The sequence below is a fragment of the Tepidicella xavieri genome (assembly GCF_004363315.1).
In the GTDB taxonomy this organism is placed as follows: domain Bacteria; phylum Pseudomonadota; class Gammaproteobacteria; order Burkholderiales; family Burkholderiaceae_C; genus Tepidicella; species Tepidicella xavieri.
This window is the reverse complement of record NZ_SNYL01000003.1, coordinates 157,468-181,204: the sequence shown is the minus strand read 5'-3', so window position 1 is coordinate 181,204 and position 23,737 is coordinate 157,468. Positions and strand designations below refer to the sequence as shown.

The following is a 23,737-nucleotide window of genomic DNA, read 5'->3' as shown; positions in this document are numbered from 1 at the left end:
CCGCTCACCTCGAGGTTTCGATGACCGCCGCCACCCCCGCCACCGTTTCCGTGCAGACCATGGCCAATGCCATCCGCGCCCTGGCCATGGACGCCGTGCAGCAAGCCAATTCCGGCCATCCCGGCGCCCCCATGGGCATGGCCGAGATGGCCGTCGCTCTGTGGAGCCGCCACCTCAAGCACAACCCGGCCAACCCGCAGTGGGCCGACCGCGACCGTTTCGTGCTCTCCAACGGCCACGGCTCGATGCTGATCTACGCCTTGCTGCACTTAAGCGGCTACGACCTGCCCATGCAGGAGCTGAAAAACTTCCGCCAGCTGCACAGCAAGACGCCGGGGCACCCCGAGGTGGGCATCACCCCGGGCGTGGAGACCACCACCGGGCCGCTGGGGCAAGGCATCACCAACGCCGTGGGCATGGCGCTGGCCGAAAAACTGCTGGCCGCGGAATTCAACCGCGACGGCCACGCCATCGTGGACCACCACACCTACGTGTTCCTGGGCGACGGCTGCCTGATGGAAGGCATCAGCCACGAGGCTTGCGCCCTGGCCGGCGCCTGGAAGCTCAACAAGCTGATCGCCCTGTACGACGACAACGGCATCTCCATCGATGGCCAGGTGGCCCCCTGGTTCATCGACGACACCCCCGCCCGCTTCCAGGCGTATGGCTGGCACGTGATCGGCCCGATCGACGGGCACGACGTCGATGCGGTGGATGCGGCCATCGCCCAGGCCAAGCGCAGCACCGACAAACCCACCCTCATCGTCTGCAAGACCGCCATCGGCAAAGGCAGCCCCAACCGCGCCAACACCGCCAAAGCGCATGGCGAGCCCCTGGGCGCCGAAGAAATCGCCCTCACCCGCCAGGCCCTGGGCTGGACCCACGAGCCCTTCGTGGTGCCCAAAGACGTGTACGCCGCCTGGGACGCCAAAGCCCGCGGCAAGGCCGCTGAAAAGGCGTGGAAAGACCGCTTTGCGGCCTACAAAAAGGCGTTTCCGTCGCTGGCCAAGGAATTCGAGCGCCGCATCCAAGGCGAGCTGCCCAAAGGCTTCGACCAGTTGGTGGTGGACACCGCCGTGGCCGCCCACGCCAAGGCCGAAACCGTGGCCAGCCGCAAGGCCAGCCAACTGGCGCTGGAAGCCTACACCGCCGCCCTGCCGGAGCTGCTGGGCGGCAGCGCCGACCTCACCGGCTCCAACCTCACCCACACCAAGAGCACGCCGGCCCTGCGCTTCGACACCACGGGCGCGGTGGTCAAGACCGAGGCCGGCCAGATCGGCCGCCACATCAACTATGGCGTGCGCGAATTCGGCATGGCCGCCATCATGAACGGCGTGGCGCTGCATGGCGGCTTCATCCCCTATGGCGGCACTTTCCTGACGTTCAGCGACTACAGCCGCAACGCCATCCGCATGGCCGCGCTCATGAAGCAGCGCGTCATCCACGTGTTCACCCATGACTCCATCGGCCTGGGCGAAGATGGCCCCACCCATCAAGCCATCGAACACGCCGCCAGCCTGCGCCTGATCCCCAACCTGGATGTGTGGCGCCCCGCCGACACGGCCGAGACCGCCATCGCCTGGGCGGTGGCGCTGCAAAACGCCAGCCGACCCACCGCGCTGCTGCTGAGCCGGCAAAACCTGCCCTACGCGCCCAAAAAAGACCTCAGCGACATCAACAAAGGCGCCTACGTGCTCAGCGAGCCGCAGGACGTCGGCTTCAAGCCCGGCAAGAAAGCCAAGGCCGTCCTGATTGCCACCGGCTCCGAAGTGCAACTGGCGCTCAAGGCCCAACAGCTGCTGGCCGAACAGAAAGTGCCGGTGCGCGTGGTCTCCATGCCCAGCAGCACCACCTTCGACCGCCAGAGCCTGGACTACCGCCTGACCGTGCTGCCCCCGGGGCTGCCGCGCATCGCCGTGGAAATGGGCGCCACCGGCGGCTGGTGGAAATACGGCTGCGCCGCCGTGGTGGGCATCGACACCTACGGCGAATCGGCCCCCGCGCCGGTGCTGTTCCAGCACTTCGGCTTCACGCCCGAGAACGTGGCCGCCACTGTGCAAGCCGCCCTCGCCCGCTGACCCTTTCTTTCCCGCCCTCACAGAGAAAAGCCCATGAGCATCAAACTCGGCATCAACGGTTTCGGCCGCATCGGCCGACTGGCGCTGCGCGCGGCGCTGCGCGACTTCCCCGACATTGAAATCGCCGGCATCAACGACCCCAAATCGGCCGATTACCTGGCCTACATGCTGAAGTACGACAGCGTGCACGGCCGCTTTCAAGGCGAAGTCAGCCACGAGGGCAACGAGGCCCTCATCGTCAACGGCAAGCGCATCCCGCTGACCCACGAGCGCGACAACCCGCAGCTCAAATGGGGCGAGATGGGCGTAGACATCGTGCTGGAGTGCACCGGCGCCTTCCTGACTGCCGAAGCCTGCCAGGTGCACCTCGACGGCGGCGCCCAGAAGGTGGTCATCTCCGCCCCCTCCAAAGACGACACGCCCATGTTCGTCTATGGCGTCAACCACACCGCCTACGCCGGGCAGGCCGTGATTTCCAACGCCTCCTGCACCACCAACGCCCTGGCCCCGGTGGCCAAGGTGCTGCATGACCAGTGGGGCATCAAGCGCGGCCTCATGACCACCGTGCATGCCGCCACCGCCAGCCAAAAGACGGTGGATGGCAGCTCCAAGAAAGACTGGCGCGGCGGCCGCGGCATCCTGGAAAACATCATCCCCAGCAGCACCGGCGCGGCCAAGGCCGTGGGCAAGGTCATCCCCGAGCTCAACAAGAAACTCACGGGCATGAGCTTTCGGGTGCCCACGTCCGACGTCTCCGTGGTGGACCTGACGGTGGAGCTCGAACGCGAAGCCAGCTACGACGAGATCTGCGCCCACATGCTGGCCATGAGCCGCAAGCCCGTCAGCGAAGGCGGCATGCAGGGCGTGTTGGGCTACACGAGCGACAAGGTCGTCTCGACCGACTTCCGGGGCGAGAACTGCACCAGCGTGTTCGACGCCGAGGCGGGCATCGCGCTGGACAAGACCTTCATCAAGGTGGTGGCCTGGTACGACAACGAATGGGGCTATGCCGCCAAGTGCCTGGAGATGGTGCGGGTGGTGAGCCGCTGAGCGGCCCCGCTGGCGCCCCGCTTCAGGGGCAGCGCTGCAGCGGCCGGTCGCGCAGGATGCCCATGGCCTCGATGCGGCGGCGCTGGGCGTCGCTGACGCCATCGAGGCGCAGGGTATAGACCGGCGTGTCTGGCCGCTCCTGTACCACGCGCGCGCCACTGATGCCCTGGCGGCTGGCATCGCCCAGGGCGCGTTGCGCGGCCTCTTGCGTGGAGTACGTTCCCAGCGCCAGGCCCGGGGCCAGCCCCGGTGCCGACAGTTCACGGTGATCGATGCCGGCGCGGCGCAGTTCGCTGCGCCGCTGCTGCAAGGCGGCTTCGCTGGGGAACGGCCCCAGATACACGACCCAGCGTGCCGGCAGCACGCTCTCGGCCAGGCTCCAGCGGCCTTGCATGCCGTCCATGTTTTCCAACGCGGCGCGTACCAGAATCTCTTGCGCCCGCGGCAACCCGCTGGCCTGCCAGCAAGAAGCGGCCGGCACCGGCGCAGCGGCAGGCGAGGCGGCTGCGGGCACAGGCGCGGTAGCCACCGGCATGGACGATGGCTCGACCGGCTCGGAGGGCTGGGCATCTGGGGGTTGGGTGGCAGGGTCCGCTGTCACCGGCTCAGCCGCAGGCGGGGAAGCGGCGGCGGTCGGGTTGGGTGGCGCCGGGGTGGCGGGTGTGGCCGCTGCAGGGCGGCTGTTCCCCTGTGGCGTTGCACGTGCGGTGGCGTTGAGCACCACCACCGCCTCTGGCGCCACCTGCATCGCCAGCCGATGTGGCTCACGCGGATCGCCGGGCGCCAGCCCCAGCACGGCCAGATGCCCCTGGGTATAGGCCCAGAAGGCCAGGTTGGCCAACACCAGCAGCAGCGCCAGGGTTCTCAGCACGGGCGCACACTCACTTCATGCTGCACCACGGCCACGCGGCCAGCCGCGCCGCGCAGCCACAAGGCGCCGTCGGCCCGCACCCCGTCGGCCACGCCCTCCTGTCCGTCGGACAGGCGCACGGCCCGCCCGCGCAGCGCGTCGCGGGCCTCGAACCGGGCCGCGAAAGGGGCAAAGCCCTCGCGCTCGAACGCCACCAGATCGCGCACCAGCGGCGGCAAGGCCCGCACCAGCCAGCCGCCAGCGCTCAGGCCGGCGGCCGGTGCCACCGTCTGCAGGCCCACGGGTGGCATCGGCGCCACGCCCTGGGCATCGGGCTCGGCCGGCAGGGGGGGTGGGGGTTCCACGTTCAGGCCCACGCCGATGATGGCCAACCGCTCGGTGCCCACGTTGGCCGTCTCGACCAAGATGCCGCCGAGCTTGCGGTCCTGCCACCACAGGTCGTTGGGCCATTTCAGCCGCACCTCGGGGTGCAGCGATTCCGCCAGACTCACGCCCACGGCCAGCGACAGGCCTGACCAACTGGCCGGGCGCAGGGGCAGGCCGAGCGAGAAGGTCAATGACGCGCCGGGCTCGCTGACCCAGCCCCGCCCACGGCGCCCTCGGCCCGCCGTCTGTTCCAGCGCCACCAGCAGCACGGGATCGGCCTGGCCCTGGCGGGCGCGGCGCATCAGCTCGGTGTTGGTCGAGTCGATGGTGGGCAGCACCTCCACCGCAAACCCGGGCCACCCGGGCGCCACGGCCTGCCACACGGCTTCGGCGGCGCTGTGCAGATCGGCCAGGGCGCGGGCGGTGTTCATGATCGACGGGCTGGTGTGGCGGACGCCGAGGCCCGGCGGCGCGGCCGGCCAGCGCGTGGGGCCAGCAGGGTGCCGCGGCAGGCGGGCGTGCCGCAGTGGCAGGCGTACTCGGCCTTCAGCCGCGCAGTCAGCGGCTCGTCGATCACCAGGCCATAGTCGTAAAACAGTTCTTCGCCCGGCGCAATGTCGCGCAGCGCCTTGATGAACACGCGGCCCTCGGGCGTTTCTTCGGCCTCGCAGTTGGGGGCGCAACTGTGGTTGATCCAGCGCGAGCTGTTGCCGCCATGTTTGGCGTCGATGACGCAGCCACCTTCGATGTGGAAATAAAAGGTGTGCGTGGGCTGGGCCGGGTCGTGCGGGTGGCGGCGCAGCGCCTCGGCCCACGAAATCACTTCGCCGGTGTACTCGATCAGCCGCTCGCCCGCCGCGATGGGCCGCAGCGCGAACACCCCTTTGCCGTGCACGCCCGAGCGGCGCACCTGCAAGCGCCGGCCCGCGCGGGGGCGGGCCACGGGGGGGGATTGGGCGGGGTCGGCGGCGCTCACGGGCAGAAATTTGGTAACGTTAATACATGCCTGCGCACGCACGTGTGCGCACCGGTGCGCGTGCGCGCGCATGGGAGAGGATTGTAGAGAACGAATCGACCGACATGACCAAAACACTGGTGATCGCTGAGAAACCGTCCGTGGCGCAAGACATCGTGCGCGCGCTCACGCCCGTGACCGGCAAATTCGACAAGCACGACGACCATTACGAAAACGACCATTACGTCGTGACCTCCGCCGTGGGCCACCTGGTGGAAATCGCCGCGCCCGAGGCGTATGACGTCAAGCGCGGCAAGTGGAGCTTTGCTCACCTGCCGGTGATTCCGCCGCATTTCGATCTCAAGCCCATCGACAAGACCAAGTCGCGCCTGCAGGCGGTGGTCAAGCTGGCCAAGCGCAAAGACGTGGGCGCCCTCATCAACGCCTGCGATGCCGGGCGTGAAGGCGAGCTCATTTTCCGTCTGATCGAGCAATACGCCGGCGGGGCCAAGGGCCTGAACAAGCCGGTCAAGCGGCTGTGGCTGCAGTCCATGACGCCGCAGGCCATCCGCGAAGGGTTCGAGCAGTTGCGCAGCGACGAGCAGATGCGCCCGCTGGCCGATGCCGCCCGCAGCCGCTCCGAGGCCGACTGGCTGGTGGGCATCAACGGCACGCGCGCCATGACCGCCTTCAACAGCCGCGACGGCGGCTTTTTCCTGACCACCGTGGGCCGGGTGCAGACGCCCACGCTGGCCGTGGTGGTGGAGCGGGAAGAAAAAATCCGTGCCTTCAAGAGCCGCGACTATTGGGAAATCCACGCCAGCTTCGGTGCCCAGGCGGGCCAGTATCCGGGCAAGTGGTTCGACCCCGCCTTCAAAAAGCCCACGCCCAAGCAGATCGAAGACGGCGCCGACGCCGAAGCCCGCGCCGAGCGGCTGTGGACCGAGGCCGAGGCCCAAGCCATCGCCCAAGCCGTGCGCGGCCAGCCGGCCAGCGTCAGCGAAGAATCCAAACCCACCACCCAGGCCTGCGGCTTGCTGTACGACCTGACCAGCTTGCAGCGCGAGGCCAACAGCCGCTTCGGTTTTTCGGCCAAAACCACGCTGGCGCTGGCGCAAAGCCTGTACGAAAAGCACAAGGCCCTGACCTATCCGCGAACCGACAGCCGCGCCCTGCCCGAGGACTACCTGGGCACCGTCAAGCAGACCTTCGAGATGCTGGCCGACAGCCCGCTCAACCACCTGGCGCCGCACGCGCTCGTGGCCTTGAACCAGGGCTACCTCAAGCCCACCAAGCGCGTGTTCGACAACAGCAAAGTGAGCGACCACTTCGCCATCATCCCCACGCTGCAAGCGCCCAGCGGCCTGAGCGAGGCCGAGCAGAAGCTCTACGACCTGGTGGCGCGCCGCTTCATCGCGGTGTTCTACCCGCCGGCCGAATTCATGGTGACCACCCGCATCACCCGGGTGGCGGTGCCCGGGGCCACCCACCATTTCAAGACCGAGGGCAAGGTGCTCGTCAAACCCGGCTGGATGGCCGTCTATGGCAAAGAGGCCGCCGCCGACGCGGAGGACGCCAAGGACGGCGACAAAGGCCAGAACCTGGTGGCCGTGCAGCCGGGCGAAACCGTGCGCACCGACGAAGCGCTCGTCAAAGCCTTCAAGACCCGCCCCCCGGCCCGCTACACCGAAGCCACCCTGCTGGCGGCCATGGAAGGCGCGGGCAAGCTGGTGGAAGACGACGAGCTGCGCCACGCCATGGCCGACAAAGGGCTGGGCACGCCCGCCACGCGCGCGGCCATCATCGAAGGGCTGCTGACCGAAAAATACCTGTTGCGCGAAGGCCGCGAACTCGTCCCCACGGCCAAAGCCTTTCAGCTCATGACGCTGCTGCGCGGGCTGGGGGTGGAAGAGCTCTCCAAGCCCGAACTCACCGGCGAGTGGGAGCACAAGCTCTCGCTCATGGAGCGCGGCCAGCTCAGCCGCGAAGCCTTCATGCGCGAGATCGCCGCCATGACCGAGCGCATCGTGCGCAAGGCCAAGGAATACGACCGCGACACCGTGCCCGGCAACTACGCCACCCTGCGCACGCCCTGCCCCAACTGCGGCGGCATCGTCAAGGAAAACTACCGCCGTTTCGCCTGCACCGGCGCCGACGGGCAGGGCGAGGGCTGCGGCTTTTCGTTCGGCAAATCGCCAGGCGGGCGCACGTTTGAAATCGAGGAGGCCGAAGCCCTGTTGCGCGACAAGCGCATCGGCCCGCTGGAAGGCTTCCGCTCCAAGGCCGGCTGGCCTTTTGTGGCCGAGTTGACGCTCAAGTTCAGCGACGAGGACAAGAACTGGAAGCTGGAATTCGATTTTGGCGACGACAAAGCGGACGAAGAAACCGGCGAGCTCGCCGACTTCGGCGATGCCGAATCGTTGGGGCCCTGCCTCAAATGCGGCAGCCCGGTGCATATGCACGGCAGCCACTACGTGTGCAGCAAGGCCGTGCCCACGGCGGCGCAGCCCACGCCCAGCTGCGATTTCAAGAGCGCCACCACCATCTTGCAGCAAGACATCGCGCCCGAGCAGATGCGCAAGCTGCTGAGCATGGGCAAGACGGATTTGCTGGAGCATTTCGTCTCCAACAAGACGCGCCGCGCCTTCAAAGCCTATCTGGTGTGGGACCCGGGCGCTGGCAAAATCGGCTTTGAGTTCGAGCCGCGCGACCGCAAGTACCCTGCCCGCAAGACCGCTGCCACGCGCAAGACCGCGGCCAAGGCCACGCGCAAGGTCGCCGGCTGATCCAGACCCCTCACCCCCCGTAGGAGACGACATGAGCCTCAAACTCTACTACGCCCCTGGCGCCTGTTCCTTCGTGCCCCATGCCCTGCTGGAGCTGGCAGGCGCCCCGTTCGAGGCGGTGCTCGTCAAGCTGCACAAAGGCGAGCAGCGCAGCCCCGAGTACCTGGCCTTGAACCCGCGCGGGCAAGTGCCGGTGCTCGTCGATGGCGATGCGGTGATCACCCAGATCGTGGCCATCGTGCTGCACCTGGATCAGCGCCTGCCCGAGGCGGGCCTGTTGCCACCGGCCGGTCTGGCGCGCACCCGTGTCATTGAGACGCTGGCCTGGATGAACAACACCGTGCACCCCACGTTCACCCACGTGTTCATGCCGCAAAAGTTCACCGACCAGCCCGAGGCCCAGGCCGCCATCAAGGCCCATGCCACCGCCCAGTACCGCCAGCTGCTGGGCGAGATCGAAGCCATGGTGGCGAAGAAGACCGCCCCTTGGCTGACCGGCGCGAACCCCGGCGTGCTCGATGCCTACGCGCTGACCTTCCTGCGCTGGGGCGGCTTTGCTGGGATCGACCCCACCGGCTACCCCCACACCTGGGCGCTGGCGCAGGCATTCGCCGCCGTGCCGGCCGTGGCTCGCGCAGTGGAGCGCGAGAAGCTGCAGCTCAACGTCTACAAGCCGGCCTGACCCGCCGGCGCCTGCGCGGGCTGGGCAAAGCGCACGATCACGCGCAGGCCGCGCCGCTGGGCCCGGCCCGGATGGGTGTCCTCGAAGTGCAGGGTCGCGCCGTGCTGGCGGGCGATTTCCTGCACGATGGCCAGACCCAGCCCGGAGCCATCCACATTGGTGCCCAAGGCCCGGTAAAACGGCTCCAGCACCAGCGCGCGCTCCGGCTCGGGAATGCCCGGGCCATCGTCTTCCACCTGCAACACCTGCACGCCGCTGAAACGGTCCACCAGCAGGCGCACCGTCACCACACCTCCGGTGGGGGTGTAGTTGATGGCGTTGTCCACCAGGTTGCGCACCAGTTCGCGCACCAGCGTCGGGTTGCCCATGAGGGTGCAGCCCGGTGGGGTGTGCTCCGGCCCCTCGTAGCCCAGATCGATCTGCTTGTCCAGCGCGCGGGGAATGGAGTCCTGGATCACGTCGGTGACGGCTTCGGCCAGATCCACGGGCACGCTGGGCAGGCTGCGCCCGGAGGTTTCGGCGCGGGCCAGCGCCAACAGCTGGTTGACCGTGTGCGTGGCCCGCATGCTGGACTTGGCAATCTGCTGCAACGAGCGGTGGATGTCCTCGCCCGAGGCGTTCTGCGCCATCTCGGCCTGCATGCGCAAGCCGGCCAGCGGGGTCTTGAGCTGGTGCGCGGCATCGGCCAGGAACCGTTTCTGGTTGGTGACCGAGGTCTTGAGCCGTTGCAGCAGGTCGTTGATGGAGGAGACCAGCGGGGCCACTTCCTGGGGCACGTGCTCGTTGTCGATCGGGCTGAGGTCGTCGGGCTTGCGCGCCCGGATGCGCTGCTCCAGATCGTTCAGCGGCCGAATGCCTCGCACCAGCGCCAGCCACACCAGCAGCACCGCCAGCGGCAGGATGATGAACTGCGGCACCATCACGCCCTTGATGATCTCGGTGGCGAGCTTGGAGCGCTTGCCGCGTGTTTCGGCCATCTGCATGAGCACGCGCTGGTCACGGTCCGGCCCACGCACGATCCAGGTGTAGGCCACGCGGACGTTTTCGTCGCGCACCACGTCATCGCGCAGATACACCTCGCCGGGCTGCACAGGCCCCTCATGGCTGGGCGCCGGAAAATCCGGGTCGCCGCTGATGAGCCGGCCATCGGCATCGCGCACCTGATAGAACACCAAGTCGGTGTCGTCGGCCCGCAGCAGATCGCGGGCTTGGTTGGTGAGGTTGAACTGGACCTGTCCGTCGCGCACCACGACGAACTGGGTCAGCGCCTGCAGGTTGAACTCCAGCGCCCGGTCGTAAGGCTTGCTGGCGATGCCCTGGGCGACGAACCAGGTCAGGGCCAGCGACAGCGGCCACAGCAGCAGCAGCGGCGTGAGCATCCAGTCCAGGATCTCGCCAAAGAGGCTGCGCTGCTCGCGCTGGAACAGGCCGAACGACAGCGGTGGGTCGGCCGGCTCGGGCTGGGCGTCCAGGGGCGAGGCGTCAGCCAGGGATTTTTTCAAGGCAGTACCCCAGTCCGCGCACGGTGGCAATGCGGATCGGGCCTTTTTCGATCTTCTTGCGCAGGCGGTGGATGTACACCTCGATGGCGTTGTTGCTCACCTCTTCGCCCCACTCGCACAGGCGCTCGACGAGCTGGTCCTTGCTGACCAGCCGCCCGGCACGCTGCAGCAGCACCTCCAGCAGACCGAGCTCCCGGGCCGACAGCTCCACCATCTTGCCATCGATCGTGGCCACCCGCCCGGCCTGGTCGTAGACCAACGGGCCGTGCTTGATCTGGCTGCTGGCCGCGCCATTGCCGCGCCGCACCAGGGCCCGCACGCGGGCTTCGAGCTCCTGCAGGGCAAAGGGCTTGGCCATGTAGTCGTCAGCGCCCAGATCCAGGCCGCGCACGCGCTCCTCCACGCTGTCGGCCGCGGTGAGGATGAGCACCGGCAGGGTGGAGCCCCGGGATCGCAGCCGCTTGAGCACTTCCAGGCCGTGCATGCGCGGCAGCCCCAGGTCGAGGATGAGCAGATCGAATTCGTTGTTGGTCAGCAAGGCGGCGTCGGCCTCGGAGCCGCTGGCCACGTGATCCACGGCGGCGCCGGCCGCACGCAGCGTTCGCAGCAACCCGTCGGCGAGCACCTGATCGTCTTCGGCTATGAGTATGCGCATCGTCGGTCTCCTGCGGGGGCGTTCGGATGCCGCCCGCACTCATTGTAGGCGTTCAGTCGCCTTGCGCGTAGGCTTCCAGCCCCAGCGCCACCACGGTGGCCACCTGCGGGCCGACGGCGTCGCGGAATTCGGCCTCGGCCCGGGCCACGGCATGGCGGAATGCCTGCAGCCAATCCAGCCCGGCCGGGGTGAAGACGATGCGCCTGGCCCGGGCGTCGGTCGGGTCGGGCTCGCGCCGCACCAGGCCCCAGGCTTCGCATTGGTCCACCAGGTCGCCCATGGCTTGCTTGCTCATGCCGGCGCTGTGGGCCAGCGCGGTCAGTCGCGCGCCCTGCAGCGGCAGGTGCCGCGTGATGTGCACGATGGCCGCTCCCACCTGGCCGCGCGCGGCCAGGTGCGACAAGGCCAGTGGCGCCCGCGGGTCGTGCGTCATGCATTCGAGCACCCGCTCGTCGAAACGGCGCAGCGCGTGGCCCATCAGCCGCCCCAGGTGGGTCAGCCGCCAGGCGTCGTCATGGGCTTGCGCCGACCAGGGTGCCAAATCGACCATGGGCACATAGTAAGGCAAACTGACCAAAAAATTAGATTTTTAGACGGTATTCGCCATTACACTGCCCATCAAGCACCGACACCGCGATGTTGAAGCCAGGGAGGCGGGTGCTTCAACCCCATGTTTTTCAAGGAGATTTTCATGACAGCCGGCATCAAGCCCCAAGACAGCGAAAAAGCCAAGGCCCTGCAGGCCGCGTTGGCCCAGATCGAAAAGCAGTTTGGCAAAGGCACCATCATGCGCCTGGGCGAAGGCGAGGCCATCGAGGACATTCAGGTGGTTTCCACCGGCTCGCTCGGGCTGGATGTGGCCTTGGGGGTGGGCGGGTTGCCGCGCGGCCGGGTGATCGAGATTTATGGCCCCGAATCGTCGGGCAAGACCACGCTGACGCTGCAAGTCATTGCCGAGATGCAAAAGCAAGGCGGCACGTGCGCCTTCGTGGACGCCGAGCACGCGCTGGACGTGCAGTACGCCCAGAAGCTGGGCGTCAATCTGCAAGACATGCTCATCAGCCAGCCCGACACCGGCGAGCAGGCGCTGGAGATCGTCGACAGCCTGGTGCGCTCCGGCGCGGTGGACCTGATCGTGGTGGACTCGGTGGCCGCGCTCACGCCCAAGGCCGAGATCGAGGGCGACATGGGCGATGCGCTGCCGGGGCTGCAGGCCCGCCTGATGAGCCAGGCGCTGCGCAAGCTCACCGCCACCATCAAAAAGACCAACTGCATGGTCATCTTCATCAACCAGATCCGCATGAAGATCGGCGTGATGTTCGGTTCGCCCGAAACCACCACCGGCGGCAACGCGCTGAAGTTCTACGCCTCGGTGCGCATCGACATCCGCCGCACCGGCTCGATCAAGAAGGGCGAAGAGGTCATCGGCAGCGAAACCAAGGTCAAGGTGGTGAAAAACAAGGTCGCCCCGCCGTTCAAGACGGCGGAGTTCGACATCCTCTATGGCGAAGGCATCAGCCGCGAGGGCGAGATCGTGGACCTGGGGGTGCTGCACAAGGTGATCGAAAAATCCGGCGCCTGGTACGCCTACAACGGCGAAAAGATCGGTCAGGGCCGCGAAAACGCCCGCGAATTCCTGCGCGAGAACCCGGACCTGGCCCACGAGATCGAAAACCGCATCCGCGAGGTGCTGGGGGTGCCCACGCTGCCCGAGGCCACGGCCGGCGCCGCGGCCGCCGCCGACGTGACCGACGACGCATGATCGGCCGCCCTTCCGGCCCCCCATCGCTCCAAAGCCGGGCCTTGCGTTGGCTGGCCCGGCGCGAGCACAGCCGGCAAGAGCTGGCCCAAAAGCTCGCCCCGCATGCGGCCGATGCGCAGGAGGTGCTGGCCGTGCTCGACGCCTTGCAACGCGAAGGCTGGCTGTCGGACGAGCGTTTTGCCGAGGCGCTGAGCCGGCAGCGGGCACAACGCTACGGCTTGCGCCGGGTGCAGGCGGATTTGCGTGCCAAGGGCGTGGACGAGGCCACCATTGACGCCGCCACCCATCATCTGGCGGACTCCGAGGCGCAGCGTGCCCAAGCGGCCTGGTCGCGCCGCTTCGGCGTGCCGCCCCCATCGGCCCAGGAGCGGGCACGGCAGATTCGGCATCTGATCGCCAAAGGCTTCGCGCCCGAGCTCGCCGCCCGCACCGTCCCGCGTGTCCACAGCGCCGCCGAAGCGGACGACGCCTTCAGCCCGGATGGAGCTTGAGCCCATGCACCCCCTGGCGTCGCCCGAACCCTTCCCCAGCCACCGAGGGCTGCGCGTGCTGGTGGCCGACGATGAGCCGCTGAACCTGCGCATCGCCGCGCGGCTGTTGCGCGAACTGGGCCATGGTGGCGTGCTGGTGCGCGACGGTGCCCAGGCCCTGGCCGCGCTGCGCAGCCAGACGTTCGACGTTGTGTTGCTCGATCTGGACATGCCGGTGCTCGACGGGTATGGCGTGCTGGGCGCCTTGCGTGCGCCGGGGGCCAGCGCGGCCCCGCCCGTCATCATCGTCTCAGGCGAAACGGGGGAGGCCACCCGCATGCACTGTCTGGCGGCGGGGGCGGTGGGCTATTTGCTCAAGCCGCTGACCGCCACCGACCTGCAAGCCACGCTGAGCCGGCTGCCACCCGCTTGAGCCCAGGCCGCTGCCGGCCTTGGAAGGCAGGCACTTTCTCGGTATAAAGCGAGACACGAGCCAGCGGCTTGCCGGCCGCGTGGCCCCGACGACCCTTCCGCACAACAACCATGCGCACCAATCTGCCTGTCACACAGAAGCATTACGATTTTCCAGCCGACCAGACCCTGATTTCGGTCACCGATCTGAAGGGGCGCATCACCTACTGCAACACCAATTTCGTCAACGTCAGCGGCTTCAGCCGTGAAGAGCTCCTGGGCCAGCCGCACAACATCGTGCGCCACCCGGACATGCCCGAAGAGGCGTTCCGCGACATGTGGCACACCATCCTGGAGCGGGGCCAGCCTTGGACCGCCCTGGTCAAAAACCGACGCAAGAACGGCGACCATTACTGGGTGCGCGCCAACGCCACCCCGGTGCGCAGCGGTGAGCGCATCGTCGGGTTTCTGTCGGTGCGCACCAAGCCGTCGGCCGACGAAATCGCCACCTACGAGCAGTTGTACGCGCGCATGCGCGCCGAAAAAGCCGCAGGGCGGCTGGTGCACGTGCTCGACGGCGGGGTGGTGGTGCGCCGTGGGCTGCTGGGCGGCCTGCAGCGGGCGCTCACTCCGGGGCTGCGAGGCCGGCTCGCGGGGCTGACCCTGCTGGCCGCCGCCGGTCCCTTGCTGCCGGCCTTGGCCGGGGCCCCTGCTTGGGGCGCGGTGGCGGGGGCGGCCGTCACCGTGCCGCTGGCCGCCTGGCTGGCCACGCGCGTGGTGCGGGCGATCCGGGCCATCATCCAGACCGCCAATACCCTCGCCGCGGGCGACCTGACGCACCACGTCCCGGTCGATGCATCGGGCGAAATCCGCGAGCTTCAGCTCGCGCTGGCGCAGCTCAACGTCTCCGTGCGCACCGTGGTGCGCGACATTCGCCACGAGGTGCGCAACCTGCTGGGCGGGGCCGCCGAAATCGCCTCCGGCAACGGCGACCTGTCGGCCCGCACCGAAGCGCAGGCCAGCAATCTGGAGGAGACGGCGGCCTCGATGGAGGAAATCAACGGCACCATCCAGCAAACGGCCCATCTGGCGGCCGAAGGCGCTGCGCTGGCGCGCGACACCGCCTCGGTGGCGCAACGCAGCCACGCGGCCGTCACCAACGTGGCCGACACCATGAAGGAGATTGCCGAGTCGTCCCGCCGCATCGGCGACATCATCCAGGTGATCGAGGGGGTGGCGTTCCAGACGAACATCCTGGCGCTCAACGCCGCCGTGGAGGCCGCGCGCGCCGGCGAGCAAGGCCGGGGCTTTGCCGTCGTCGCCGCCGAGGTGCGGGCCCTGGCGCAGCGCACCTCCACCGCGGCCAAGGAAATCCGCGCGTTGATCGAAGAATCCCGCCAGCGCGTGGATGCGGGCGACGAGCGGGCCCGGGAAGCGCGCGACCGCATGGATGAGGCCATGGCGTCGGTCGAGCGCGTGGCCGCGGTGCTCGAAGAAATCCGCCACTCCACGCGCGAGCAGACCACCGGCGTGTCTCAGGTCAGTGAAGCCGTCTCGCAGCTCGACAGCATCACGCAGCAAAACGCTGCGATGGTGGAGGAGCTCTCGGCCGCTTCGGCCTCATTGAACCGTCAGGTGGAGCAGGTGCACAACACCATCCGCGTGTTCCGCCTCACGCCCAAGGACGTGACGCTGGCCGAAGACGACGCGGTGGAGATGCGCAAGCGCTACCTGAGCCCCGTGGAGGCCGAGGCGTCGTCTCCGCCACCCACGGCCAAGCCCGCTTCGGACCAGCCGTCCGCCGCCAAGCCACCCGCCGCGGCCCCGCAGGCCCGGGCGCTCCAGCGCACGGCATCGCCCAAACCCACAGCGTCTGCCGCGCCTGCCGCCGCCACGCCGCCGACGCCCGCTGCCAAGGCTTCGGCCACGCCCAAGCCCGCGGCCACCAGCGCGGAGGACGACTGGGAAACCTTCTGACCGGTGCTGCCGGACCGTGTGCCTACCCCAGCCAGCGCGCCAGCCGCTGCAGCGCCTCGTCCAAGTCCTCCATCGCGCTGGCCGTGGAGAAGCGCACGTGCGTGCCGGCGTCGTGCGCGCTGAAATCCACGCTGGGGGTGGCCACCACATGGGCCTCGCGCATCAGGCGCTCCACCAGGGCGGCGCTGTCTGGCACGCCCAGGCGCCCCAGCAGCGGACGCGCATCGGCCCAGGCATAGAAAGCGCCGTCCGGCATCACGGGCACCTCAAAGCCCAAGGCGCGCAGCCCGGGGATGAAGGCGTCGCGCCGGGCGCGGTAGGCGGCCCGGCGCGCTTCGTAGATGGCCAGACTCTCGGGCTCGAAGCACGCCAGCGCCGCGTGTTGCGCCACCGTGCTGGCACAGATGTAGAGGTTTTGCGCCAGCCGTTCCACCACCTCCACCAGCGCCTGGGGCAGCACCAGCCAGCCCAGTCGCCAGCCGGTCATGCTGAAGTACTTGGAAAAACTGTTGATGCTGATGACGTCCTCGCCCAAGGCCAGCGCCGTTTGGCCGAAGCGCTCCTCGAAGCTCAGGCCGAGGTAGATTTCGTCCATCAACAGCACGCCGCCGCGGGCACGCACCTGGGCGTGGATGGCCCGCAAGGCCTGCGGGTCCACCGACGTGCCCGTGGGGTTGGAGGGTGAGGCCATCAGCACCCCGGCGGTGCGCTCGCCCCAGGCCTGCGCCACGCTGGCCGCGTCGAGCTGGAAGCGCTGCGCGGGCGAGCCCGGCAGCAGCCGGGCCCGGGCGCCCATGGAGGCCAGAATATGCCGGTTGCACGGGTAGCACGGGTCCGGCATCAGCACTTCATCCCCGGGGTTGAACAGCGCCAGGCACGCCAGCTGCAGACCGGCCGAGGCCCCGGCCGTGACCACGATGCGGCTGGCCGGCACGTCGATGCCGTGCCGCTGGGCATACCAGGCGCTGATGCGCTCGCGCAAAGCCGGCAGGCCCAGCGCGGGGGTGTATTGGGTCAGCCCTGCCGCGATGGCGCGCTGCGCGGCCGCCTGCACCAGGGGCGGGGCCGTGAAGTCGGGCTCGCCGATGTTGAGATAGATCATGCGGTCATGCCCAGGCCCCAGCCCGGCCGCCAGGGCCTGGGCCTGCTTGGCCACCTGCATGACGTGAAAGGGCGCGACCTGGCGCGCGCGTTCGGAAACAGGGAATGGCAACATGCAGCGACTGTAGCGGCTTTTGAGGCGCGTCCGGGCTTTGCCGCTTCAGGCAGGGTTCATTTCCCGATGCAGAAAGACGAGAAAATGACGCCCAGCAGGTCGTCGGCGCCAAAGGCCCCGGTGATCTCGTTGAGCGCGTTTTGCGCCAGCCGCAGTTCTTCGGCCAACAAGTCCAGCGCCTGGGCTTGGGCGTCCAGGTGCGCGGCGGCCAGCTGCAAATGCGTCTCCACGCGGCGCAGGGCCTGCACATGGCGCTCGCGGGCGATGTACAAGCCGCTGTCGGCGCCTTGCCAGCCGGCCAGCGCCAGCAGCCGCTGGCGCAGCGCCTGCAGCCCCGCGCCGGTCTTGGCGGACAGGCGCAAGCCCTCACCCGCCGTGCCCGTCCCCGGGCCGCTGTCGGCCGAGTCGGCCACGTCGGCCTTGTTCCAGACGTCGATCACCGGCACCCGCGCGGGCAAGCGCGCCGCCAGCGTGGCGGCGATCTCGGCATCGGCGGCGGCGTATTCGGGCTGCCCGAGGCGGGTGAGGTCGTGCAGAAACAGCACCGCATCGGCCGCTTCGATCTGCGACCAGGCGCGCTGGATGCCGATGCGCTCCACCTCGTCGATGCCCGGGCCTTCGCGCAAGCCGGCGGTGTCGATCACATGCAGCGGCACGCCGTCGATTTGAATGGCCTGTTGCACCACGTCGCGGGTGGTGCCCGCGATTGGGGTGACGATGGCCAGCTCGGCGCCGGCCAAGGCGTTGAGCAGCGAGCTCTTGCCCGCGTTCGGCTGCCCGGCGATCACCACGCGGATGCCCTCGCGCAGCAGGGCGCCCTGGCGGGTTTTTCGCAACACCTGGGTCAGCTGGGCTTGCAAACGCTGGAGTTGCCCCTGGGCGTCGGCCCGTTGCAGGAAGTCGATCTCCTCTTCCGGGAAGTCCAGCGTGGCCTCCACCAGCATGCGCAGGTGGATGAGGGCATCGCGCAAGATGCCAATCTCACGCGAGAACTCGCCCGAGAGCGAGCGGGTGGCGCTGCGGGCCGCCGCTTCGGTGCTGGCGTCGATCAGGTCCGCAATCGCCTCGGCCTGGGCCAGATCGATTTTGCCATTGAGGAACGCCCGCTCGGTGAATTCGCCGGGCTGCGCCAGCCGCAAGCCAGGCAGCCGCGCGCGGCCTGAGGCCGGGTCGGTTTCGGCGGCGGCGGCCAGGCAACGGGCCAACAGCAATTGCAGCACCACCGGCCCCCCGTGGGCTTGCAGCTCCAGCACCTCTTCGCCGGTGTAGGAGTGCGGCGCGGGAAACCAGATGGCCAGCCCGTGGTCGATGGGGCGGCCATCGGCATCGCGAAACGGCAGGTAGCAGGCTTGGCGCGGCGGCAGGGGCTTGCCGCAGAGCGCCTGCGCCAGCGCTTCCAGCCCACGGCCCGACACCCGCACGATGCCCACGGCCCCGCGCCCGGGCGCCGTGGCAATCGCCACGATGGGGTCATGGTGCCGGGGCAGCATCCCCTTACTTGAACTTGGGCAGGTTGAACTTCAACGGCACGCCCATGGTGTGGTTGATGTAGGCCTGCTGCGCGATCGTCAGGATGTTGTTCGTGATCCAGTACAGCACCAGGCCGGCCGGGAAGAAGAAGAACATCACGCTGAAGATCACCGGCATCAGCCACATCAGCTTGGCTTGCAGCGGATCGGGCGGCAGCGGGTTGAGCGCGGTTTGGAAGATGGTGGTGATCGCCATGATCAGCGGCAGGATGTAATACGGATCCGGCGAGGACAGGTCCACGATCCAGCCGATCCAGGGCGAGTTGCGCATCTCCACGCTGGCCATCAGCACCCAGTACAGCGCAATGAAGACGGGGATCTGGATCAGGATGGGGAAGCAGCCGCCGAGCGGGTTGACCTTCTCCTCGCGATAGATCTTCATCATCTCCTGCTGCATGAGCTGCGGATTGTTCTTCAGCCGCTCACGCATTTCCATGATGCGCGGGTTGATGGCCTTCATCTTGGCCATGCTGCGGTAGGCGCTGGCATTGAGCCAGTAGAAGGCGGCCTTGATGAGCACCACCAGCAGCACGATGGCCCAACCCCAGTTGCCCACCAGCCCGTGGATCTTCTCCAGCAACCAATACAGCGGCTTGGCCAGGATGGTCAGCCAGCCGTAGTCCTTGACCAGTTCCAGGCCAGGGGCTAGACGCTCCAGCACTTTCTCTTCCTGCGGGCCGACGTACAGGCGGGTGTCCAGCACGCGGGACTCACCCGGGGCGATGGTGCCCAGCGGCGTGATCATGCCCACCGAGTACAGATTGTTGCTGACGCGGCGCACGAAATTCTCGCGCTCGATACCCTGATCCAGCAGCCAGGCGCTGGCAAAGTAATGCTGCACCATCGCGACATAGCCATCGCCGGCGGTGCGCTGGAAGGTCGCTTTGTTGCGCTCGATGTCCTCGAACTCCACCTTCTGGAACTTGCCTTCCTGGCTGAAGACGGCTGGGCCGGTGAAGGTGGAATAGAAGGGCGTGTCGCTGCTGGCTTTCTGGCCGTCGCGCACCAGCTGCAAATACACCTGCGGACTGACGGGGGTGTCGCCCTGATTGATGACTTCATGGCGCACGCCGATGTCGTAAGCGCCGCGGCGCAGGGTGTAGGTCTTGGCACGCACCACGCCATTGACGGGCGCGGACTCGAAGCGCAACACCAACTCGTCCTGGCCGCTGGCCAGTGACCGCTCGCCACTGACCAGGCGCATCGGCGTCTTGTGGGTGGGGAAGTCGCCACCGATGAGCCCGGTCTGCGCCACGTAGGTGCGGTTGCCGTCCTGGGTCAGCAGCGTCAGGGGGGATTGGTCGCGCCGCAGCGCCTTGCCGGTGGCGGCAAAGTGTTCCAGCAGCGTGGCGCCCACGAGCGAGCCGCCTTCGGAATCGAAAGTCAGCTCCAGCACGTCGGTGGTCACCACGTGGGTTTCCCGCGGGATTTCGGGGGCGGCATCGGGCGGGGTCAGGCTGCCGGGCGTGCTGCCGATCACCGAGGCCACGGGCAACGCGCCCTCGCCCGCCGGGGCTGGCGCCTGGGTGGTGGCCGGGCGGGAGCTCGACGGGAAGAAGGTCGCCGGCCGGTCGTTGTAGATCTGCCACTGGTCCCACAGCAGGACCAGCGAGAAGCCAAAGATCACCCACAGGATGGATCGGCGGATGTCGCTCATGACGGTGTCTTTTCGGAAGAGGCGGAGACGAGGGAAGAGAAGGGGCGCGGCAGGGTGTCAGGGACCGGATCGCATCCGCCTTCACACCAGGGATGACAACGGCCCAGCCGCCGCAGGGTGAGGTAGCTGCCGCCCAGCGCGCCATGCCGCTCCAGAGCTTGCAGCGCATAGGCTGAGCAGGTGGGCTCGAACCGGCAGGCCGAGCCCAGCCAGGGGCTGAGCAGGAGGCGATAGCCTTTGACCAGCCCGATCAGGGCCTGCTGGGGCCAGCGGCGCACGTCAAGCCCCATGGCATGCCCCTTGAAACAGGCGCTGCAGTTCCTGCCGGGCGGCGCGGCGCAGGGCGTCGGAAGCGGCGCTGGGGTATTGCTGGCGCGAAAACGCGCTGCGCAGGCGCACCACCATGGCGGCCTGGGGCCAGGCTGAGCCGTGGGCCCGTGCCATTTCGCGGGCCACTTCGTAAATCTGGCGACGCAGCAGGTTGCGCGTCACGGCCCGGCGCGCCCAACGCTTGGGGACGAGCGCGCCTATCCAGCGCCGGCCACCTGCAAACGAACCGTCTGGCCCCGGCGAGGCCGACAGATCGACGAGGTGGAGCGCGAAATGCATGGTCTTGACCGCCGGGGCACTGGCCAGCACCGCGTCGAACTGGGCGCGATGGCGAATGCGTTGCAGCCCATCGGCCGCAGGCGTCAGACCACCGGGTGGCGCGCAGACCGGCACCGGGCAGGGCAGGCGCGGCGCGCGCCTCAGACGGCCAGACGCTTGCGGCCCTTGGCGCGACGGGCGTTGAGCACGGCGCGGCCACCGCGGGTCTTCATGCGGACCAGAAAGCCGTGGGTGCGGGCGCGGCGGATCTTGGAGGGTTGGTAGGTGCGTTTCATGATGACGTGATTCCGGTTTTTCCGAGGAAACCCTAGATTATTGCAAAGATTCCTGTTTTCACCAAATGCCATGCCGGAGGGCCGCCGCGCCTGCGGCCGTCCACCCCGGCAAACCCGCATGTGGATAACTCGCCACAGCGGCTACAATGGCGCCTCGGTTTCGACCGACTGTCCACAGCCTGCCGCGCAGCCCATCCCGTATTCCCGAATGCTCAAGAACCAGCCCCATTCCACGCCCGAAGCCATGGCGGGTCAGTCCGACCTGTGGGCCGCCTGCGTGGAGAGGCTCGCGCTGGAACTGCCCGAGCAGCTGTTCAACACCTGGATCCGGCCCTTGTCGGCCAAGGTGGCCGACGATGGCAGCAAGGTCACGCTGGCGGTGGCCAACCGTTTCAAGATGGACTGGATCCGCGCCCAGTTTGGCAGCCGCATCGGCGCCACGCTGCAGGCTGTGGCCGGGCATCCGGTGGCGGTGGAGTTGGTGCTCGCTCCGCGTGAAGCCCCCGCCAGAACGGGTTTCGCCCCCAAAACCCCGGCCGCCCTCCAGGACCCGATTTTTGCCGAGCTGCCCGAAGTGCCGACCCCGGCGCCCGAGCCGGCGGGCGAGGCGCACCGGCACCGGCTCAACCCGGCGCTGACGTTCGCCACGCTGGTCGAAGGCTCGGCCAACCGCATGGCGCGTGCCGCGGCGATGCACGTGGCCTCCAGCCCCGGGCAGCTGTACAACCCGCTGTTCGTTTACGGCGGCGTGGGCCTGGGCAAGACGCACCTGGTCCACGCCATCGGCAACCAGCTGCTGGCCGAGCGGCCCCAGGCCAAGGTTCTCTACATCCATGCCGAGCAGTTCGTCTCGGATGTGGTCAAGTCCTATCAGCGCAAGACTTTCGACGAATTCAAGCAGCGCTACCACTCGCTGGACTTGCTCATCATCGACGACGTGCAGTTCTTTGCCAACAAGGAGCGCACCCAGGAGGAATTCTTCAACGCCTTCGAGGCGCTGCTGGCCAAAAAAAGCCACATCGTGATGACCAGCGACACCTACCCCAAGGGGTTGACGGACATCCACGAGCGGCTGGTCTCGCGTTTCGATTCGGGGTTGACGGTGGCCATCGAGCCGCCGGAGCTGGAAATGCGGGTGGCCATCCTCATCAGCAAGGCCGAGGCCGAAGGCGCCACCATGCCCGAGGACGTGGCCTTCTTCGTGGCCAAGAACGTGCGCTCCAACGTGCGCGAGCTGGAGGGCGCGCTGCGCAAGATCCTGGCGTACTCGCGCTTCAACCAGAAAGAGGTGTCGATCGCGCTGGCGCGCGAGGCGCTCAAGGACCTGTTGAGCATCCAGAACCGCCAGATCAGCGTCGAAAACATCCAAAAGACGGTGGCCGACTTCTACAAGATCAAGGTCGCCGACATGTACTCCAAGAAGCGGCCGGCCAACATCGCGCGGCCGCGCCAGATCGCCATGTACCTGGCCAAGGAGCTGACGCAAAAGAGCCTGCCCGAGATCGGCGAGCTCTTCGGCGGGCGCGACCACACCACCGTGCTGCATGCCGTGCGCAAGATCGCCGCCGAGCGCCAGACGCTCAGCGAGCTCAACCAGCAGCTGCACGTGCTGGAGCAAACCCTCAAGGGCTGACCCATGCCGAGGCACTGCGCAGCCCGCTGGCCACGACACGCAAACCTGCCACAATCTCAGGTGGCGTGCGGCTCGTCCCGCGCCCATTCCTATCCGAGACAATCTGAGAAAGCCCCCGCATGATCGTTTTCCAATCGACCCAGGACAAAGTGTTGGCGGCCCTGCAATCGGTGGCCGGCATCGTGGAGCGCCGTCATACCCTGCCCGTGCTGGCCAATGTGCTGATCCGCAAGGTGGGGCCCCAGGTGCAACTCACCACCAGCGACCTGGAAATCCAGATCCGCACCCAGGCCGATCTGGGGGGCGACGACCAGCCTTTCGCCACCACGGTGGGGGCGCGCAAGCTCATCGACATCCTCAAAACCCTGCCCCCCGACCAGCGCGTGAGCTTGGAGTCGCAGCAGAACAAGCTCATCCTCAAGGGCGGCAAGTCCAAATTCACCCTGCAAACCCTGCCGGCAGAAGACTTCCCGCTGGTGCAGGAGTCGCCCAGCTTCGGGCCGGCGTTCAGCGTGCCGCAAAAAACCCTCAAGAGCCTGCTGGGGCAGGTGTCGTTCGCCATGGCGGTGCACGACATTCGCTACTACCTCAACGGCATCCTGTTCGTGGCCGAAGGCAAGACGCTCAGCCTGGTGGCCACCGACGGCCACCGCCTGGCCTTTGCCAGCGCCGAGCTGGACGTGGAAGTGCCCAAGCAAGAGGTGATCCTGCCGCGCAAGACGGTGCTGGAGCTGCAGCGCCTGCTCAGCGACAAGGAAGGCGCCATCGAGATGCAGTTTGCGGCCAACCAGGCCCGCTTCACCTTCGACGGCATGGAGTTCGTCACCAAGCTGGTGGAAGGCAAGTTCCCGGATTACAACCGCGTCATCCCGCGCAACCACCACAACGTGGTGGTGCTGGGGCGCCAGCCGCTGCTGGCCGCGCTGCAACGCGCCGCCATCATGACCAGCGAGAAGTTCAAAGGCGTGCGGCTGAGCCTGGAGCCGGGCCTGTTGCGCCTGGCGGCCAACAACGCCGACCAGGAGGAGGCCGTCGATGAACTCGACATCGAATACGGGGGTGATGCGATCGAGATGGGCTTCAACGTGAGCTACCTGATCGACGCCCTGGGCAACATGTCGCAAGACATGGTGCGCATCGAGCTGGCCGACAGCAACTCCTCGGCCCTCATCACCATCCCCGACAACGAACACTTCAAGTACGTGGTGATGCCGATGCGCATCTGAGCCACCCACCCCGCCCGCCGACCGGCT

22 protein-coding genes are annotated in these 23,737 nt (G+C 67.8%); 10 read left to right on the top strand and 12 right to left on the bottom strand.

Translation table 11 applies throughout. The features are described 5' to 3' along the window. The first annotated feature begins 20 nt into the window (after positions 1-20). Both tkt and gap read left to right on the top strand, forming a co-directional pair. Positions 21-2,078 (top strand): transketolase, encoded by a 2,058-nt coding sequence (gene tkt / locus DFR43_RS03685; protein WP_245988818.1) that lies wholly within the window; start codon positions 21-23, stop codon positions 2,076-2,078. A gap of 33 nt (positions 2,079-2,111) precedes the next feature. Then, positions 2,112-3,128, top strand: coding sequence for a type I glyceraldehyde-3-phosphate dehydrogenase (gene gap, locus DFR43_RS03680; protein ID WP_133596013.1), 1,017 nt, complete (start codon positions 2,112-2,114; stop codon positions 3,126-3,128). 22 nt (positions 3,129-3,150) lie between these two features. On the opposite strand, the gene DFR43_RS13885 is transcribed toward gap, so the two are convergent. The 3 genes from DFR43_RS13885 to DFR43_RS03665 are packed head-to-tail and all read right to left on the bottom strand — an operon-like array spanning position 3,151 to position 5,341. Continuing rightward, on the bottom strand, positions 3,151-3,999 hold the full coding sequence (locus tag DFR43_RS13885; RefSeq protein WP_133596012.1) for an SPOR domain-containing protein: 849 nt from the start codon (positions 3,997-3,999) through the stop codon (positions 3,151-3,153). Next, positions 3,993-4,796 carry a biotin--[acetyl-CoA-carboxylase] ligase gene (locus DFR43_RS03670; protein WP_133596011.1) on the bottom strand — a complete coding sequence of 268 codons (804 nt, stop codon included), beginning with the start codon at positions 4,794-4,796 and terminating at the stop codon, positions 3,993-3,995. The genes DFR43_RS13885 and DFR43_RS03670 overlap by 7 nt, the downstream gene beginning before the upstream one ends. Then, complete coding sequence (locus DFR43_RS03665; RefSeq protein WP_245988817.1) at positions 4,793-5,341, bottom strand: SET domain-containing protein; 549 nt, start codon at positions 5,339-5,341, stop codon at positions 4,793-4,795. Before DFR43_RS03665 ends, DFR43_RS03670 begins: the two co-directional genes overlap by 4 nt. A 104-nt stretch (positions 5,342-5,445) precedes the next feature. Here DFR43_RS03665 and DFR43_RS03660 point away from each other — a divergent pair, with 104 nt between their 5' ends. Continuing rightward, positions 5,446-8,106, top strand: a complete 2,661-nt coding sequence (locus tag DFR43_RS03660; RefSeq protein ID WP_245988816.1) for a DNA topoisomerase III — start codon at positions 5,446-5,448, stop codon at positions 8,104-8,106. A gap of 31 nt (positions 8,107-8,137) precedes the next feature. Then, positions 8,138-8,788, top strand: a complete 651-nt coding sequence (locus DFR43_RS03655) for a glutathione S-transferase family protein (RefSeq protein WP_133596009.1) — start codon at positions 8,138-8,140, stop codon at positions 8,786-8,788. Here DFR43_RS03655 and DFR43_RS03650 read toward each other — a convergent pair. From DFR43_RS03650 to DFR43_RS03640, 3 genes are all read right to left on the bottom strand, one after another. Next, complete coding sequence (locus DFR43_RS03650; protein ID WP_133596117.1) at positions 8,773-10,167, bottom strand: sensor histidine kinase N-terminal domain-containing protein; 1,395 nt, start codon at positions 10,165-10,167, stop codon at positions 8,773-8,775. The genes DFR43_RS03655 and DFR43_RS03650 overlap by 16 nt on opposite strands. Positions 10,168-10,270: 103 nt before the next feature. Beyond that, on the bottom strand, positions 10,271-10,945 hold the full coding sequence (locus DFR43_RS03645) for a response regulator (protein ID WP_133596008.1): 675 nt from the start codon (positions 10,943-10,945) through the stop codon (positions 10,271-10,273). A 52-nt stretch (positions 10,946-10,997) separates the two neighbouring features. Then, complete coding sequence (locus tag DFR43_RS03640) at positions 10,998-11,495, bottom strand: MarR family winged helix-turn-helix transcriptional regulator (protein ID WP_133596007.1); 498 nt, start codon at positions 11,493-11,495, stop codon at positions 10,998-11,000. A 141-nt stretch (positions 11,496-11,636) separates the two neighbouring features. On the opposite strand from DFR43_RS03640, the gene recA reads away from it, so the two are divergent. The 4 genes from recA (at position 11,637) to DFR43_RS03620 (ending at position 15,565) form a co-directional block, all read left to right on the top strand. After that, positions 11,637-12,707, top strand: coding sequence for a recombinase RecA (recA, locus tag DFR43_RS03635; protein ID WP_133596006.1), 1,071 nt, complete (start codon positions 11,637-11,639; stop codon positions 12,705-12,707). Further along, on the top strand, positions 12,704-13,198 hold the full coding sequence (recX, locus tag DFR43_RS03630) for a recombination regulator RecX (protein WP_133596005.1): 495 nt from the start codon (positions 12,704-12,706) through the stop codon (positions 13,196-13,198). Before recA ends, recX begins: the two co-directional genes overlap by 4 nt. A 4-nt stretch (positions 13,199-13,202) precedes the next feature. Further along, the gene (locus DFR43_RS03625) at positions 13,203-13,610 is read left to right on the top strand and encodes a response regulator (RefSeq protein WP_164499697.1); all 408 of its coding nucleotides are present in this window, start codon (positions 13,203-13,205) and stop codon (positions 13,608-13,610) included. 110 nt (positions 13,611-13,720) lie between these two features. Continuing rightward, positions 13,721-15,565 (top strand): methyl-accepting chemotaxis protein, encoded by a 1,845-nt coding sequence (locus DFR43_RS03620; RefSeq protein WP_133596003.1) that lies wholly within the window; start codon positions 13,721-13,723, stop codon positions 15,563-15,565. 22 nt (positions 15,566-15,587) lie between these two features. Here the strand turns inward: DFR43_RS03620 and DFR43_RS03615 are convergent, their stop codons facing one another. From DFR43_RS03615 to rpmH, 6 genes are read right to left on the bottom strand one after another with little or no spacing between them, the layout of a single operon-like run. Continuing rightward, entirely contained in the window at positions 15,588-16,781 is a 1,194-nt protein-coding gene (locus DFR43_RS03615) for a pyridoxal phosphate-dependent aminotransferase (RefSeq protein WP_133596002.1), read from the bottom strand. Between the two features lie 56 nt (positions 16,782-16,837). Further along, positions 16,838-18,271 carry a tRNA uridine-5-carboxymethylaminomethyl(34) synthesis GTPase MnmE gene (gene mnmE / locus DFR43_RS03610; protein ID WP_133596001.1) on the bottom strand — a complete coding sequence of 478 codons (1,434 nt, stop codon included), beginning with the start codon at positions 18,269-18,271 and terminating at the stop codon, positions 16,838-16,840. 4 nt (positions 18,272-18,275) lie between these two features. Further along, the gene (yidC, locus tag DFR43_RS03605; RefSeq protein ID WP_133596000.1) at positions 18,276-19,967 is read right to left on the bottom strand and encodes a membrane protein insertase YidC; all 1,692 of its coding nucleotides are present in this window, start codon (positions 19,965-19,967) and stop codon (positions 18,276-18,278) included. Beyond that, entirely contained in the window at positions 19,964-20,257 is a 294-nt protein-coding gene (gene yidD, locus DFR43_RS03600) for a membrane protein insertion efficiency factor YidD (protein ID WP_133595999.1), read from the bottom strand. Before yidD ends, yidC begins: the two co-directional genes overlap by 4 nt. After that, positions 20,247-20,690 (bottom strand): ribonuclease P protein component, encoded by a 444-nt coding sequence (locus DFR43_RS03595; RefSeq protein ID WP_245988815.1) that lies wholly within the window; start codon positions 20,688-20,690, stop codon positions 20,247-20,249. Before DFR43_RS03595 ends, yidD begins: the two co-directional genes overlap by 11 nt. A 26-nt stretch (positions 20,691-20,716) precedes the next feature. Next, complete coding sequence (gene rpmH / locus DFR43_RS03590; protein ID WP_133595998.1) at positions 20,717-20,851, bottom strand: 50S ribosomal protein L34; 135 nt, start codon at positions 20,849-20,851, stop codon at positions 20,717-20,719. A gap of 208 nt (positions 20,852-21,059) precedes the next feature. Here rpmH and dnaA point away from each other — a divergent pair, with 208 nt between their 5' ends. Beyond that, a complete protein-coding gene (dnaA, locus tag DFR43_RS03585) occupies positions 21,060-22,484 on the top strand; it encodes a chromosomal replication initiator protein DnaA (protein WP_133595997.1) in 1,425 nt (474 codons plus the stop codon). Between the two features lie 119 nt (positions 22,485-22,603). Beyond that, positions 22,604-23,710: a DNA polymerase III subunit beta gene (gene dnaN, locus DFR43_RS03580; RefSeq protein ID WP_133595996.1), complete on the top strand. Its 1,107-nt coding sequence runs from the start codon at positions 22,604-22,606 to the stop codon at positions 23,708-23,710. The last annotated feature ends 27 nt before the right edge of the window (positions 23,711-23,737 follow it).

What these genes read in the sequence shown, in the direction of transcription:
- DFR43_RS03655 (WP_133596009.1), top strand. Translation starts at nt 8,138, where the DNA reads ATGAGCCTCAAACTCTACTACGCCCCTGGCGCCTGTTCCTTCGTGCCC.
- DFR43_RS03660 (WP_245988816.1), top strand. Translation starts at nt 5,446, where the DNA reads ATGACCAAAACACTGGTGATCGCTGAGAAACCGTCCGTGGCGCAAGAC.
- mnmE (WP_133596001.1), bottom strand. Translation starts at nt 18,271, where the DNA reads ATGCTGCCCCGGCACCATGACCCCATCGTGGCGATTGCCACGGCGCCC.
- tkt (WP_245988818.1), top strand. Translation starts at nt 21, where the DNA reads ATGACCGCCGCCACCCCCGCCACCGTTTCCGTGCAGACCATGGCCAAT.
- DFR43_RS03670 (WP_133596011.1), bottom strand. Translation starts at nt 4,796, where the DNA reads ATGAACACCGCCCGCGCCCTGGCCGATCTGCACAGCGCCGCCGAAGCC.
- DFR43_RS03640 (WP_133596007.1), bottom strand. Translation starts at nt 11,495, where the DNA reads ATGGTCGATTTGGCACCCTGGTCGGCGCAAGCCCATGACGACGCCTGG.
- dnaA (WP_133595997.1), top strand. Translation starts at nt 21,060, where the DNA reads ATGCTCAAGAACCAGCCCCATTCCACGCCCGAAGCCATGGCGGGTCAG.
- gap (WP_133596013.1), top strand. Translation starts at nt 2,112, where the DNA reads ATGAGCATCAAACTCGGCATCAACGGTTTCGGCCGCATCGGCCGACTG.
- recA (WP_133596006.1), top strand. Translation starts at nt 11,637, where the DNA reads ATGACAGCCGGCATCAAGCCCCAAGACAGCGAAAAAGCCAAGGCCCTG.
- DFR43_RS03650 (WP_133596117.1), bottom strand. Translation starts at nt 10,167, where the DNA reads ATGCTCACGCCGCTGCTGCTGCTGTGGCCGCTGTCGCTGGCCCTGACC.
- yidC (WP_133596000.1), bottom strand. Translation starts at nt 19,967, where the DNA reads ATGAGCGACATCCGCCGATCCATCCTGTGGGTGATCTTTGGCTTCTCG.
- rpmH (WP_133595998.1), bottom strand. Translation starts at nt 20,851, where the DNA reads ATGAAACGCACCTACCAACCCTCCAAGATCCGCCGCGCCCGCACCCAC.
- DFR43_RS03615 (WP_133596002.1), bottom strand. Translation starts at nt 16,781, where the DNA reads ATGTTGCCATTCCCTGTTTCCGAACGCGCGCGCCAGGTCGCGCCCTTT.
- recX (WP_133596005.1), top strand. Translation starts at nt 12,704, where the DNA reads ATGATCGGCCGCCCTTCCGGCCCCCCATCGCTCCAAAGCCGGGCCTTG.
- yidD (WP_133595999.1), bottom strand. Translation starts at nt 20,257, where the DNA reads ATGGGGCTTGACGTGCGCCGCTGGCCCCAGCAGGCCCTGATCGGGCTG.
- DFR43_RS03645 (WP_133596008.1), bottom strand. Translation starts at nt 10,945, where the DNA reads ATGCGCATACTCATAGCCGAAGACGATCAGGTGCTCGCCGACGGGTTG.
- DFR43_RS03620 (WP_133596003.1), top strand. Translation starts at nt 13,721, where the DNA reads ATGCGCACCAATCTGCCTGTCACACAGAAGCATTACGATTTTCCAGCC.
- dnaN (WP_133595996.1), top strand. Translation starts at nt 22,604, where the DNA reads ATGATCGTTTTCCAATCGACCCAGGACAAAGTGTTGGCGGCCCTGCAA.
- DFR43_RS03625 (WP_164499697.1), top strand. Translation starts at nt 13,203, where the DNA reads ATGCACCCCCTGGCGTCGCCCGAACCCTTCCCCAGCCACCGAGGGCTG.